Below are 13606 nucleotides of genomic sequence, written 5' to 3' on the forward strand. Positions count from 1 at the left end.
CTAAGATTGCACAGCGTGTTAGCGATTTTTGATGGCCATATTTGGCTGAGCATCTTCTTCATGATCGTGCTCGGCACGCTACTTGGCATGATTCCCTTTGGCCCGCTGCGCTTCGGCGCGGCGGGTACCCTTTTTGTCGGCTTAGCCTTCGGATCCTTTATTGATCTGGATGACAATATCCTCAGTTCCTTGCAGGAGCTGGGCTTGGGCCTCTTTATCTATATGCAGGGGCTCTCTGCCGGCGAGGCCTTCTTCAAGGGCTTTTCCACCCAGCTAAAACACATGCTGCTCGCCACGGTGGCGGTAATAGCCGCGGCGGCCGCAGCGCTGGGCATCGGCAGCCTCATGGGGCTATCGCCACTGGCGGTAACCGGCGTATTCTCTGGCGCGACGACGTCCACGGCATCGCTCGCCGTGGCCCAGCAGCAATCCGGCGAGGAACTGCCCGCCGTGGGATACTCCTTGGCTTACCCGGTCGGCGTGGCCGTGGCCATCCTCCTTGTGGCATTCGTCCTGCGGCATAGCTGGCCCGCACAGAACGACCAAGACCACTCGGCGGAGAAGATTTTCCGCTCGCGGATGATTAAGGTTACCCGCGATATTTCCTATGCTGAGCTGCGCGAGAAATTCGCGGATCATTTCATCATTGCCACCATCCGCCGCGGCCGCGATATCGACGTGCCAGGCGATAATCCGGAGCTGCACCGCGGTGATGTCCTGCGCGTACTGGTGACCAAGGCAAAGGCCAAGGAGCTTACCGATGCCCTGGGAAAGCGCCAGCCCCAAACCCCGTTTGTGGATAAGCGCCTGGTCAATGAGACCGTGGCCATCTCCAACGGGGATATCGAGGGCCGTAAGGTCAAGGAGCTCAACCTCTTTTCGCGCTACGGCGCGCGTATCGTGCGGGTGCGCCGCGGCGATGAGGAATTCCTTGCCACCAACGAGACTCACTTGGAATCTGGCGATGACCTAGAGATCGTGGTCAAGCATGACCGCCTGGGCGATGTCCGCGATTACTTTGGCGATTCCGTGACCGCATACTCGCAGCTTAACTGGGTAGCACTCGGCGGTGGGCTGACCATTGGCTACCTCATTTCGCTCATCGTCGTCCCGCTGCCCGGTGGCGCGTCCTTCGAGCTCGGTTTCGCGCTGGGCCCACTCATCACCGGCCTAGTCCTTGGCGCCCTGCACCGCACCAGCCGCATTCCGTGGCAGATTCCCTCCCCGATCAATACGGCATTCCAGCAGTGGGGCCTTGCCATCTTCTTGGCCTCGGTGGGCCTGTCCTCCGGAGAGGCCTTTGTCTCCACCGCCTTTTCCTGGATGGGGCTAAAGTCCATGGTGCTGGCCGCGATCATCGCCGTTATCATCATCGGGATTTTCGCGGTGGCCAGCCGCTTTATGGGGCAATCCGAAACCCGCACCTCAGGCGGCATTTCCGGGCTTTTTGGCCAGCCTGCGGTGGTCAATTACGCCACGGGCGCCAGCTCGGATTCCCGCATCCTTACCGGCTATGCCTCCACCATTGTGGTGGCGCAGTTCATGAAGATCCTGGTCATCCCCGTCATGCTGCTCTGACGGGGCAGCCGCTCTATTAATCCGCGACCAACGTCTCCATGGTGAGCTCTGGGTGTTCCTTTTCAATGAAGGCGAGCTTCCATTTATCGCCAAAGAGGGCGATGAGCTCGCCGTCCTGGCGGGTGAAGATCTCCACGCCGCGCTGGCGGCCGAGCTCCGGTGCGGATTCGGCATCGGTGCGCCGCGCCACGGAGTAGGGGATGGGCTCGGTGACGGTTTCGACGTTGTACTCGAATTCCATGCGGGCCTGCATGACCTCGAACTGCATGGGGCCGACCGCAGCCATGACCGGGGAGGCATCGCCGCGCTCATCGTTGCGCAGGATCTGCACCACGCCCTCGGCCGAGAGCTGCTCCAAGCCCTTGCGGAAGGCCTTGTACTTGCCCAGCGATTTCGCGCGCAGGATGCGGAAGGCCTCCGGGGCGAATTGGGGCATGGGCTTAAACTGCACCTTTTTGCCGGAGTAGATGGTGTCGCCGGGCGCCAGCGCGCCCGCGTTGACGAGGCCAACGATATCGCCCGGGTAAGCGGTATCCACGGTATCGCGGGTGCGGCCAAAGACCGTCAGCGCATACTTGGTGGAAAAGCTGCGCCCGGATTGGGCGTGGTTGACCTGCATGCCGCGCTCGAATTCGCCGGAGACCACGCGCATAAACGCCAGGTTATCGCGGTGCTTTTGGTCCATGCCCGCCTGCACCTTGAAGACGACGCCGGAAAAGTCATCGGCGACCTCGCGCACCTCATCGATGGCGCTGGTGGCCGCTTCCACGGCCTTGGGATCGGATTCGCGGGAATGCGGGGCCGGGGCGATAGCGCACAGGGTATCCAGGATTTGGTGGACGCCGAAGTTCAACATGGCCGAGGCGAAGATGAGTGGGGAAGTCACGCACTGCTCAAAGAGCTCTTGATCGTGCAGGGCGCCATCGGCTGCAAGCAGCTCGGCTTCTTCCACCGTGGTTTCCCACACATCCTCTTCCTTTTCTTCTGCAGCCGCCGGATCGTAGTGTTCCTCCGGTGCGATGGTGGAACCACCAGCGGTGCGGATGAAGTGGATGTAATTATCGGCCTCGCCGTCGTCGTTGATGTGGGCTAGGCCGCGGAAATCGCCCGCGATGCCCACTGGCCAGTACAGCGGGGTGGGCTGCAGCTGGATTTCGTTCACGATCTCATCAACGAGCTCGAGCGGCTCGCGGCCCACGCGGTCCCACTTGTTGATCACCGTGACGATGGGCAGCCCGCGCGCCTTACAGACGCGGAAGAGCTTGAGGGTCTGTGGCTCGAGGCCCTTGGCGGCATCGATAAGCATCACTGCGGCATCTACCGCGGTAAGCACGCGGTAGGTATCCTCCGAAAAGTCCGCGTGACCTGGGGTATCAACCAGGTTGATCATATAAGGCTCGCCCTCGTGTCCCTCTGGGGCGTATTCAAACTGCAGCGCGGACGAGGCCACGGAGATACCGCGGTTTTTCTCCATGTCCATCCAGTCAGACACGGTGGACTTGCGGTTGCCCTTGCCGTGGACCGCGCCGGCCTCATTAATCACGTGCGCGTGCAGCGCCAGCGCCTCCGTCAGCGTGGACTTACCGGCATCCGGGTGGGCGATAACGGCGAACGTGCGGCGGCGCGAGGCCTCAAAAGCGACAGAACTCATGCGCCATAGTCTAGTGCTTGCGCGCTACCACTCCACATTGAGGCGGCGGCCCAGATCCTCAAAGACGCGGTGGGCCACGGAGGTGTTCTTCGCAATCGGGCGCTGCAGGCCCAGCGAACGCCTATTATTGTAATATTCCCCGGACTGGAAATGGATGCCCTCGGTGCCGGTGAGGAAGTAGGCCAAGTTCTCGCCGCCGGCCTCTGCGGTGCCAAAGGCTTTGCCGATGACCCCGGAGTACACCTTGCCCGTAAGCCCCTTGGAGGACTTGCCAAACTCGGTGGCTAAAACGCCCGGGTGAAAGGACACCGCGTTGATGCCGTGGGCATCGATAAACCTGGCGAGCAAGATATCCGCCAGCTTGGCATTGCCGTATGCGCGCTCTGGGCTGAAATGCTCCAGCGTATTGGGATCTGCCGGATCGAAATTCGAGATCAGCATATTAGCTAACGACGCCGTGTTGACCACGGTGGCGTTACTATCGCGCAGCTTTTCTTGCAGCAGCGACGTCAGCAGGAACGGCGCGACGACGTTGACTTGCCACGTGCGCTCGAAACCATCGGCGGTCATGGTGGGGCCATCGAAAATGCCGCCGCCATTATTGCCCAAGGCATCGATGCGCTCCAGTTGTTGCAGATCATCGGCCAGCTGGCGGACCTGGGCCAGCGATTCGAAATCGGCGAGGAAATACTGCCCGCCTACTTCCTGAGCAACGGCCTTGGTCTTGTCCGGATTGCGGCCGATGATGACGAGGTTATCCTGCGGGCGGGTGCGGTGAATTTGCCGGGCGGCCGCGGCACCAATGCCTGACGATGCCCCGGTAATCACGATGGTCCTAGCTGCGGAGTACGGCGAAGTCATAGGCCCGATTTTAGCCGCGGACGTGATATCCGTCCGCGACATTCGTTCGTGATATTTGTCCACTGGGGGCCGCCTAGCAGTTCCGCTTGGGGCTGGACAGGTCTATACTTCCGGCTTGTGAAGCGCCTGCTTTTTCTGCGGCAGTGGGGACCAGCGCGGCTAACCGCCACCGGGTTTCTACTGCTCATCTTGATAGGAACGGTTCTGCTCTTACTGCCGTTCGCCGAGGCCGGAGATTCCCGCGCCTCGTTTTTATCTGCCCTTTTTACCGCGACCTCCGCGGTCTCACTGACCGGCCTGGTCGTGGTCGATACCGGCAGCTTCTGGAGCCCGGCCGGGCAGGTCGTCATCTTGGCCCTGATCCAACTGGGTGGTTTGGGGATTATGTCGCTGGCCTCGCTATCCGGCCTGCTTTTGACCGGCCGGATTAGTTTTAAGGCCCGCAAGACCGGCGCCTATGAAAGCCGGCCCATCCTCGCCGGTGGCATCCGCCGCACCCTGATTTTTACCTTCGCCTTTACCGCGGTGGTAGAAAGCATTATCGCCGCGGCGGTCACCGCGCGGCTTATGGTGGGCTACGGGCATTCCTTCCCGCGGGCGTTATGGGAGGGCATCTTCAACGCCATCTCGGCCTTTAATAACGCTGGGTTTAGCACCAATAGCGATAATCTCGTGCCCTTTGTGGGCGATGCCTGGATCCTCTTGCCGCTGGCCGGGGCGGTCATCGGCGGCGGGCTGGGTTTTCCGGTCTGGGCGGAATTGGTGCGCCACGTGCGTCGCGGGTCGGAGGCGACGCGCCGCATTTCTATCACGGCGCGCATGACCTTGGCGGCCACCGGCGTGCTACTTGTAGTCGGCACGATATTTTTCGCTTTGACGGAGTGGAATGGCGTGCTGGCGCCGATGTCGTGGGGCGAGAAAATCCTCAACGCGTTCTTTGCCAGCGTCTCCCCGCGCACGGCCGGATTTAATACCTTCGACTACGGTGAGGTTCACCCGGTAACGCTCATGGGCACCGATACGTTGATGTTCATCGGCGGCGGCTCTGCCGGTACCGCCGGCGGCATCAAGGTCACCACCGCGTGCGTGCTGCTAGCCGTCATGGCCGCGGAGTTCTTGGGCAAGGAAAAGACCTCGATCTACCACCGCAGCCTTCCCCACAGCGTTACCCGGCAGGCGCTAGCATTGAGCTTCGCCGGCGTGCTGGTGGTGACCCTCGGTGTGGCGGCGCTGCGCTTTTTCGATCCGCAATTTAGCGGCGATCAGGTCTCCTTCGAGGTCATGTCCGCCTTCGCCACAGTGGGCCTATCCACTGGGATTACCGCCAGCTTGTCCGCACCCTCACAAATCGTGCTGTGCTTCATCATGTACCTGGGCCGCGTTGGCCCAACCACCCTGGTAGCAGCGCTGGCGGCAAAGAATTTAAGCCGCCGCTACAGCTACCCCGAAGAAAGGCCCTTCATTGGCTAGCATTTTTAAGGCGTTGGGCCGCTCCCGCGCCACCCTCGACATCGCCCCGGTCGTCGTCATTGGCTTGGGGCGGTTTGGTTGTTCCCTGGCAAGCGAGCTCATGGGCCATGGGGTAGAGGTTCTCGGTATCGATTCCGATGAGAAAATCGTGCGCGAACGAGCGCCGCATTTAACCGAGGCCATCTCGGCCGATACCACCGATCCGGCGGCGTTGCGCCAGCTGGGCATCGACGAGGTGGAGCGGGTCATCGTGGGCATTGGCTCGCACCTGGAGGCCTCCATCCTCACTGTGTCTAACCTGGTGGAGCTGGGGGTCAAGGATATTTGGGCCAAGGCGAATTCGGAGGCCCACGAGCGCATCCTGCGCCAGATTGGCGCCCACCACGTCATCCGCCCGGAGCGGGACACAGGCCGCCGCGTGGCCTACCTCTTGGGCGGGCGCTTCCGCGACTTTGCTGAGATCGCCCCGTACTACGGCGTGACGCAGATGGCCGCGCCCTCCTCGGTCACAGGCCGCCCGCTCGATCTGGGCGAGGTTTGGCGCACCTACCACGTGCAGTTGGTCTCGGTCTGCCAGGCAGAGGGTGCTTGGGCCCCGCTTGCCGATGCCACCCAGCTCGCCCCCACTGACTTCATCGTCGCCGCCGGCAGCCCGCAGGCGCTGGAGAAATTTTCCCAGTCCTAGCGTGAGTGAATGCGGTTTTGGGCTTGTACGAGCCCTTGCGTGGCGATGAGCTGGGCAGCTTCGGCGGCGGTGGCGATGGCGGTATCGAAGCCGGGGCCGGCATCGACAGGCGCTAAGACATAATCCGGAACCGACGAGCCCTTGGGCGGGCGCGCGATGCCAATGCGCACGCGCACATAGTCCCGCGTGCCCAGGTTGTGCGTGAGCGACTTCAGCCCGTTGTGCCCATTTTCATTGCCACCCTGCTTCAGACGAATCTTATTGGCCGGCAGATCGAGCTCATCGTGGATGACGATGATGTGGTCTGCCGCAATGCCCAAAGCCTGCGCCAGCGGGGCAATCGGATCGCCGGAGAGGTTCATAAACGTCGTCGTGCGCACCGCCAGCGCGCGGGTATCACCCCAGCGCAGCGGGGCCACCTCGAGGTCCATCCCGCGCACCGGCTCGAGCACGTCGCCGCCTTGGGCAAGCACATCATCGACGGCCATATAGCCCACGTTATGGCGCGTGGCGGCGTACTTCGCGCCGGGATTGCCCAGGCCAACAATGAGCCAGTCTGCCTCTAACTCGGACGGATCCAGCCCCTGCTGCGCTGGCGAGGGACCGCCGAAAATCCGGGCAATAATATCTGTCAAAGCTGCCACGAATGCGCCTTTCTAGCTTGGTACAGTGGTTTCCTATGAGCAAGGTTATTCAATCTTTGCGCCGAACCGTAATGCCAGCGCCCATGGCGGGCGGGCCTACCACCGTGGATCTGGTGCGCGCCGCGCATGCGGCGGGCTCCTTTGGCACCTTGGGGCTTGGGTCTGCCAGCGTGGATTCTGCCCGCAGCCAGATTGATGCCTGCGCCGGCATCCCCTTTGGGGCGAACCTGTTTTGCCCGCAGGATCCGTTAACTCCTGAGCAGTTGGCCGCCGCCGCGGACCTGGCCGCGGCCGAAGGCACCTCGCTACCGGATCCCGATTATTCCTTCGGCTTCCGCGACAAGCTCGAGCTGGCGTTGCAGGGCGGCGCGCGCGTCGTGTGGTCCATGTTCGGCACCTTTGATGCAGCGCAGCTTGCCCGCATCCACGCCGCGGGTGCCGAGGCTTGGACCACCGTCACCACACCCGATGAGGCCCGCGCCGCCGCCAAACTGGGAGTGGACGCGCTGTGCGTACAGGGCCCTTATGCCGGCGGGCACCGCGGCACGTGGGACCGCACCGCGCTTCCCGATGATCGACCTCTGCCAGATCTCATCGCCGCCGTCCACGAAGCCGTCCACACGGTCGCACCAAACATCTCGCTGATTGCCGCAGGCGGGTTGCGCACGGCAGGAGAGGTAACCCAGGTTTTAAGCCTGCCCGGCGTGGCCGCCGCGTCGTGCGGCTCTGCCTTTTTGCTGAGTAAAGAAGCCGGAACCAGTGACTACAACCGTAAGCTTCTCCAGCGCGGCGGGGCCACCGTCTCCACCCGCGCCTTTTCGGGGCGCCATGCCCGCGGTTTAGAGACCGACTACACCCGCGCCCACCCCGATGTACCTCCGGTATATCCCATGCTTAATTCCGTGCTCAAGGAACGCCGAGCGCAGCACGATGACGCCGTAGCCTACTGCCTCGTAGGTGAGCCGGCCGCCAAAATCCGCGGGGGTAGTGTCGCAGACATTCTGGACTCCCTATGCCAAAACAAACACTGATACACGCTAAAATTTGGGGCGAAGATTTCTAGCCACCCCCGAAATAGAAATGGATGGAGCCTCGTGACTGCGAACGCACATATTGGACATGATGACTGGAACGAGCGCCTCGAATTGGCGCAACAGATGATTCCCCTCATCCACCAACTGCACCGCAATAACAACGTCGTCGCCACCATCTTCGGCCGCCCGCTGGTGGGGCAGACCGATATCGACATCATCAAGTCCCACCGCTACGGACGCCGCATTGCCCAGCGCCAGCTCTCCACGGCAGAAACCCTGCCCATCCTGTCCGAGTTAGCGGATATGAACCTAAGCTCCGCGTCCATCGACGTCGGACGCCTCCTCCTGGGCTTTGAAGAGTCAGGCGAAGAAGACCTGCGCCGCTACCTCGAAGATGAACTCACGGAAATCGTCGGTGCCGGCGAGGATATCGACCCAACCGATGTCGTGCTGTACGGCTTTGGCCGCATCGGCCGCCTCCTTGCCCGCATCCTTGTTGCCCGCGAGGCCGCTTACGGCGGCGTGCGCCTGCGCGCGATTGTGGTGCGCAATAAGGGCGAAGGGGACATTATCAAGCGCGCCAGCCTCCTGCGCCGCGATTCCGTCCACGGCGCCTTCAACGGCACCATCAGCGTGGACGAGGAAGAACAGGTTATCTGGGCCAATGGCACCAAGATCCAGATGATCTACGCCAACGACCCAGCCACGATCGATTACACCGAATACGGCATCAACAACGCCGTGCTGGTGGATAACACCGGTGTTTGGCGCGATAAGGAAGGCCTGTCCCAGCACCTAGAGGCCAAGGGCGTGGCCCGCGTGCTGCTGACCGCGCCGGGCAAGGGCGATATCAAAAACATCGTCTTTGGCATCAACGATTCCGCCATTACCGATGACGATAAGATCCTCTCCGCCGCATCGTGCACCACCAACGGCATTACCCCGGTGCTCAAGGTGATCAATGACCGCTACGGCGTGGCCCACGGCCACGTGGAAACCGCGCACTCGTTTACCAATGACCAAAACCTCATTGATAACTACCACAAGGGCGAGCGCCGCGGCCGCGCCGCTGGCCTGAACATGGTGCTTGCCGCCACCGGTGCCGCCAAGGCTGTGGCCAAGGCTCTGCCGGAGTTCGAAGGCAAGCTGACCGGTAACGCCATCCGCGTTCCTACCCCGGATGTGTCCATGGCGGTGCTTAACTTGGAGCTGGAGCAAGAGGTCGACCGCGATGAGGTCAATGACTTCTTGCGTAACGTCTCCCTGCACTCTGATCTGCGCCAGCAGATTTCCTACATCGCCTCCCCAGAGGTCGTCTCTAGCGACTTCGTGGGCAATACTAATGCCGGCATCGTCGATGGCATCGCCACCATCGCTTCCGGCAAGCACCTGGTGCTCTACGTCTGGTACGACAACGAGTTCGGTTACTCCAACCAGGTCATCCGCGTGGTGGAGGGGCTTTCTAATGCCCGCCCGGTGGTCCTGCCCAAGCGCGTATCTCCCTCTGAGCTTTAAGCTTGCATAGTTTAAGGCCCGCGGAGTCCCTGCGGGCCTTAGTTATTTAAGCGGTGGGGCGAAGTGCCCGTGTGCGCAGCAACCGCTTGGCGGCCCAAGAAGTAATGGCGGCGAAAAGCAGAGTCATCATTGCCGCAGCGGCGTAGCGGTCGGGAGAATCCGCATTCATCGGCCAGGCTGGGAAGGCAATGAGCCAAAGGATAGTCTTCGCGAGGACATCGCCGCCTACCGTCACGGAGACAATGGTGCCGATGATGGTGAGAGCAAGCGAACTCCAGATACCAAAGCGGATGATGACGATGAGCGACACCGCCGCGAGGACGTACCCGACGCCGATGGCCAGCGGCAGTTGGGCGAGCACAGCTAGGGTGGTTTCACCGGCAAAGATAATCGCGACCGAAGCACAAGTGCACACCGCTGCGATGATGCCCAGTAACCACAGGAGAAGGGCAGTAGAGCAGTGGCGAGATTCTGTATAAACAATCGGCCACGCGCCCGAGAACCCCGGCCAGACCAGTACAGGAAGTACACCGGCACCCACAGGGAGAAGCAAAAATACGTAGAATCCCTGCACATAACGTGGTGGATAGATAAGGGCAATAAAGATCAGCGCTAAGGCGCTTAATACCAAGCACGTAATGACCACTGGCGTCATTATGGCCCGGTGAAAGCCACGCAGCGCATCGGCACGGCGCGAGCGGGCAGCGGCACGAGGGACAGCCGCAGGCTGCCATCCCTGAGCCGGAGTGGCGACGGTACTGACCGTGGATATCGCCACGCGGCGGCGTCGGGAAAGCGGACGTACTCGCCGAGGCGGCATAGTCGCGGTCAAAGCCCCCGCTACAGCGAGGATGAGGCATAACGCCAGTGCAGGAAGCGGACTTTCCAGCAGGAGTGGATCGCCAGGATCGAGCGGAACCGAATTTTGGTGGATACGTAGCGCAGGCAACAGTAACCGCAGCGGCCACGCGGGTGGGAAGGCCCACCATAGCTGCCCTTCGACAACGCGAGGAAGCACACTAATGACCTGCCAGATAACCGCGAGGATAAGCGTGACGGCAAAGCCCAGCCTGCGGGCGCATGCGGTCGCAAGCCCTGCGATGCCGATGGCTCCGAGGAAAGAATAAGCCCCAGTGATGAGAAGCAGCTGGTGGTCTGCACGCCCTTGCGCTGCAACCGCAGCCCAGGACAGACCGAAATTAAGAAGGTGAAAGACTGCGAGGCTTGCCACGACGATGAAGAAACGGGAGGCGTGCTCGTAGCGAGGATGAATCCGGCGCCATAGGGTGCCGCCGCCGCGGCTGAGCACCTCGCGGCGCTCTGGAACGCCAGCAAAAAGCGCAATGAGCGGCGCGTACATCCCGGTGATAAACATGGACTGCCAGCCAAGAACCCCGGTAGCGTCCTCAGCGGAGGAGGCGAACGCAGAAAAGAATACCGTCATTATCACTAGGGGCAGGGCGAGCAAGGGTAACCACTGCAGGGCGCTGCCGCGGCAACGCAATAGTTCTGCTGAGAGATACCGTCGATACTGGTTACTCATCGGTCTCACCATCTGCAGAAGTCAGGCGGAAGAATTCGGCTTCCAGTTCACCGCTGGGGGCCAGTTCCTGCAGGGAGCCGGAATACCGGATGGTGCCTTGGGACAGGATAGTGATGTCGTGGGCTAGGTGAAGGACCTCACCGAGTTGATGGGAGCTGACCACGACGGTATGGCCAGCGGCGGCGAGCTGCTGGAGGAGCTTTCGCAGCTCCGCGATGCCCTGTGGATCGAGTCCATTTTGCGGCTCATCTAGCAATAAGATTTCCGGATCGCCGAGCAAGGCCTGAGCTAAGGCCAAACGGGCTTTCATCCCAGTGGAAAAAGACTTTGCCTTCTTAGAACCAGCCCCGGCTAGACCAGCAATGTGCAAGACACGGTCGATTTCAGTATCGGGCAATCCGAGCAGACGGGTATGCACGCGGAGGTTATCCGTGGCGGACAGGTGGCCATAGAAAGCCGGCCCGTTAACCGAGGCGCCAACATGGTCGAGAACTTCCCGCGACCATGGTTTTCCGGCCACGCGCACCGTTCCCGAATCGGCGGGTAGCAGACCGAGGAAAATGGAAAACAAGGTGGACTTGCCGGCGCCATTTCTCCCGAGCACAGCGTGCACGCGGCCAGGTAAGACCTGAAAACTGATATCCCGCAGCACTGCCTGGGAACCAAAAGACTTTGTGATGTGTTCGAAAGCAACCTCATAGCTCATACCAAAAGTATGAGCTGCGCAACTATCGAAATCTTCCGCCTGCGAGACGGTCTTCGCGCCGGGGTAGTCCTACCACAGTAGGAGGCTAAGCAATGCCAGCTTTGTGCGCCAGCAGCACCAAAGCCACGCGGTCGCGTGCAGCTAGCTTGGACATCAGCGCAGAGACATGCGTTTTTACCGTGGTATCTGCGATAGACATGTGGCCGGCAATCTCGCGATTCGTGGCACCGCGCGCGATGAGCGAGAGAACCTCCATCTCGCGCCGAGTAACTAGGCTAAGTCCTTGGCGCTCGTGCGGACTAAGCTGGCTGTGCGTTAGCGCCTTGCGGTAGCCCTCTAAAACAGGGCCCGTTACCTGGGAGGCGAGGACAGACTCTCCCTTAGCAACGTCGCGTACGGCTTCTACCAGCACCTCTGGATCCGCATCTTTTAGCAAGAATCCATGCGCCCCCGCGGCAATAGATTGAGATACCAGATCCTCTTCATTGAACGTGGTGAGCATGATGATCCGGCAGTCAGGGGTGCGGGAGAGAATGGCTTGGGCTGCGGCGATTCCATCCATGCCAGGCATGCGTATATCCAAAATGGCCACATCAATGCGGTGGCGAAGTGCCAAGGAGACGGCGTCGCCTCCGGAGGCTGCGGTAGCCACCACCTCAATATCTTCCTGCGCGTTCAAGATGGTCGATAAGGCAGCGACGAGCATCGCTTGATCGTCTGCAAGCATGACGCGAATCTTAGGCATGGTTGTCCTTGTGTAATGGTAGTTCCGCAGCCAGTGTAAATTTCTGGGCATCGCCACTGCTGGTTAAGTGCCCGCCCAAGGCTTGGGCGCGTTCCTTAACTCCCACCAAACCCACGCCGCTGCCGGATACCTCACTGGGAGTCGGGGAAGAAGCGGTGGAGGTGAGGGTGACCCGTGCGGCATCGGAAAGCGTGAGCTTTAGCTGCACATGCGTGCCGGGGCCTTGGTGGCGCAGGGCATTGGTCAGCCCTTCAGAAATAATGCGCACCAGGGCCAGCTGAGTCAGCGCGGAAACCTCGTAGGAGGCAGGCAATTCCGCGTCAACCTCCAGGCCAGCGGTGCGAAAACCGTCGATGATGCCCTGTACGTGCTCGAGCTGGTGCGCGGGTTCTAAAGCCGCAGGCCCCGTGCTGCGTAGCGCCGTGACGATGCCGCGCACTTCCTCCAGCGCGGAATCCGCACCATCGCGAATGCTCTTCAAAGTGTCCTCTGCGGCGGTGGTATCAGTGCGCGCGGCGATAATCCCGGCATTAGCTTGGACCTTGATCAGGGTGAGGGAGTGGGCCAAGACATCGTGCAATTCCCGCGCGATGAGTAAGCGCTCTTCCTCCTGCGCTTGGTGGAACCGTTCTTGGGCTAAGCGCTCGCGTTGCCTATCCAAATCAAAATAGCGTGCGGCGATGAAATAGGCGCTGCCGAGCACCGCCCAATGTACCACCAGCAAAGTGATGTAGCGGCGATCGAGCTGGAAAGATAAGAGAAAGGACTCGGGGTCAATGCGCCACATCGCAGGCGATATAAAGGAACCCAAGAACGCGGCGGTAAGCACCGCGCGGGGAATTGAGCGGCGTTCCACGTAGCGGGAGGTAGCGTAGACGGCCATCGGCGCGGTCATTGCCCATGGAGTGACCCCGAGGTTCGCTGGTAGCTGGCTTATCCACGCCGCGGCCCACGCACCAAGGAGGACGATAAAGCCGGCTGCGCTGAGTACCGGTTTGGTACGCCAGACCCAGATGAAGGGCAAGAATAAAAGCGAAAGCGCTGCTTGGATGAGCTCGATAGCTCCTGGAGCCGCCCAAGCCCCGATGAGATAAAACAGCGCCATGAGCGCTGCCGCCGCGGTGAGGATTTTATCTCCCAAGCGTGCTTTGGCGACGGTGTCAGTGCTCATAGC

General features: G+C 61.2%; 12 protein-coding genes. 5 read left to right on the forward strand and 7 right to left on the reverse strand.

The annotated features are described in order from the left end of the window. The first annotated feature begins 15 nt into the window (after nt 1-15). A complete protein-coding gene (locus ACLI1Q_RS04485) occupies nt 16-1578 on the forward strand; it encodes a TrkA C-terminal domain-containing protein (protein ID WP_239269154.1) in 1563 nt (520 codons plus the stop codon). A 16-nt stretch (nt 1579-1594) separates the two neighbouring features. Here the strand turns inward: ACLI1Q_RS04485 and ACLI1Q_RS04490 are convergent, their stop codons facing one another. Both ACLI1Q_RS04490 and ACLI1Q_RS04495 read right to left on the reverse strand, forming a co-directional pair. Further along, nucleotides 1595-3229 (reverse strand): peptide chain release factor 3, encoded by a 1635-nt coding sequence (locus ACLI1Q_RS04490; protein ID WP_239269153.1) that lies wholly within the window; start codon nt 3227-3229, stop codon nt 1595-1597. 24 nt (nt 3230-3253) lie between these two features. After that, nucleotides 3254-4090 carry an SDR family NAD(P)-dependent oxidoreductase gene (locus ACLI1Q_RS04495; RefSeq protein WP_239269152.1) on the reverse strand — a complete coding sequence of 279 codons (837 nt, stop codon included), beginning with the start codon at nt 4088-4090 and terminating at the stop codon, nt 3254-3256. A gap of 117 nt (nt 4091-4207) precedes the next feature. Between ACLI1Q_RS04495 and ACLI1Q_RS04500 the strand changes: the two genes are divergently transcribed. Together ACLI1Q_RS04500 and ACLI1Q_RS04505 are read left to right on the forward strand one after the other, a co-directional pair. Then, nucleotides 4208-5560 carry a TrkH family potassium uptake protein gene (locus ACLI1Q_RS04500; protein ID WP_411697109.1) on the forward strand — a complete coding sequence of 451 codons (1353 nt, stop codon included), beginning with the start codon at nt 4208-4210 and terminating at the stop codon, nt 5558-5560. Further along, entirely contained in the window at nt 5553-6245 is a 693-nt protein-coding gene (locus ACLI1Q_RS04505; RefSeq protein WP_239269150.1) for a potassium channel family protein, read from the forward strand. The genes ACLI1Q_RS04500 and ACLI1Q_RS04505 overlap by 8 nt, the downstream gene beginning before the upstream one ends. Here ACLI1Q_RS04505 and pth read toward each other — a convergent pair. Beyond that, a complete protein-coding gene (gene pth, locus ACLI1Q_RS04510) occupies nt 6242-6889 on the reverse strand; it encodes an aminoacyl-tRNA hydrolase (protein WP_239269149.1) in 648 nt (215 codons plus the stop codon). The two genes, ACLI1Q_RS04505 and pth, sit on opposite strands and share 4 nt — an antisense overlap. A gap of 35 nt (nt 6890-6924) precedes the next feature. On the opposite strand from pth, the gene ACLI1Q_RS04515 reads away from it, so the two are divergent. Further along, nucleotides 6925-7920 (forward strand): nitronate monooxygenase, encoded by a 996-nt coding sequence (locus tag ACLI1Q_RS04515; RefSeq protein WP_239269148.1) that lies wholly within the window; start codon nt 6925-6927, stop codon nt 7918-7920. Between the two features lie 63 nt (nt 7921-7983). Then, on the forward strand, nt 7984-9438 hold the full coding sequence (locus ACLI1Q_RS04520) for a glyceraldehyde-3-phosphate dehydrogenase (RefSeq protein ID WP_239269147.1): 1455 nt from the start codon (nt 7984-7986) through the stop codon (nt 9436-9438). A 46-nt stretch (nt 9439-9484) separates the two neighbouring features. Here ACLI1Q_RS04520 and ACLI1Q_RS04525 read toward each other — a convergent pair whose 3' ends face one another. The 4 genes from ACLI1Q_RS04525 to ACLI1Q_RS04540 form a co-directional block, all read right to left on the reverse strand. Further along, nucleotides 9485-10882, reverse strand: a complete 1398-nt coding sequence (locus tag ACLI1Q_RS04525) for a hypothetical protein (RefSeq protein WP_411697110.1) — start codon at nt 10880-10882, stop codon at nt 9485-9487. Between the two features lie 91 nt (nt 10883-10973). After that, nucleotides 10974-11687 (reverse strand): ATP-binding cassette domain-containing protein, encoded by a 714-nt coding sequence (locus ACLI1Q_RS04530; protein WP_239269145.1) that lies wholly within the window; start codon nt 11685-11687, stop codon nt 10974-10976. An 85-nt stretch (nt 11688-11772) separates the two neighbouring features. Further along, nucleotides 11773-12432 carry a response regulator transcription factor gene (locus tag ACLI1Q_RS04535; protein ID WP_239269144.1) on the reverse strand — a complete coding sequence of 220 codons (660 nt, stop codon included), beginning with the start codon at nt 12430-12432 and terminating at the stop codon, nt 11773-11775. Beyond that, nucleotides 12425-13603, reverse strand: coding sequence for a sensor histidine kinase (locus ACLI1Q_RS04540; RefSeq protein WP_239269143.1), 1179 nt, complete (start codon nt 13601-13603; stop codon nt 12425-12427). The genes ACLI1Q_RS04535 and ACLI1Q_RS04540 overlap by 8 nt, the downstream gene beginning before the upstream one ends. Nucleotides 13604-13606: the final 3 nt, after the last annotated feature.

The organism is Corynebacterium limaceinasi, assembly GCF_046717465.1.
Lineage (GTDB): Bacteria > Actinomycetota > Actinomycetes > Mycobacteriales > Mycobacteriaceae > Corynebacterium.

Coding starts and splice junctions, on each gene's coding strand:
- ACLI1Q_RS04490 (WP_239269153.1), bottom strand. CDS start 3,229: ATGAGTTCTGTCGCTTTTGAGGCCTCGCGCCGCCGCACGTTCGCCGTT.
- ACLI1Q_RS04495 (WP_239269152.1), bottom strand. CDS start 4,090: ATGACTTCGCCGTACTCCGCAGCTAGGACCATCGTGATTACCGGGGCA.
- ACLI1Q_RS04515 (WP_239269148.1), top strand. CDS start 6,925: ATGAGCAAGGTTATTCAATCTTTGCGCCGAACCGTAATGCCAGCGCCC.
- ACLI1Q_RS04525 (WP_411697110.1), bottom strand. CDS start 10,882: ATGACGGTATTCTTTTCTGCGTTCGCCTCCTCCGCTGAGGACGCTACC.
- ACLI1Q_RS04530 (WP_239269145.1), bottom strand. CDS start 11,687: ATGAGCTATGAGGTTGCTTTCGAACACATCACAAAGTCTTTTGGTTCC.
- ACLI1Q_RS04535 (WP_239269144.1), bottom strand. CDS start 12,432: ATGCCTAAGATTCGCGTCATGCTTGCAGACGATCAAGCGATGCTCGTC.
- ACLI1Q_RS04540 (WP_239269143.1), bottom strand. CDS start 13,603: ATGAGCACTGACACCGTCGCCAAAGCACGCTTGGGAGATAAAATCCTC.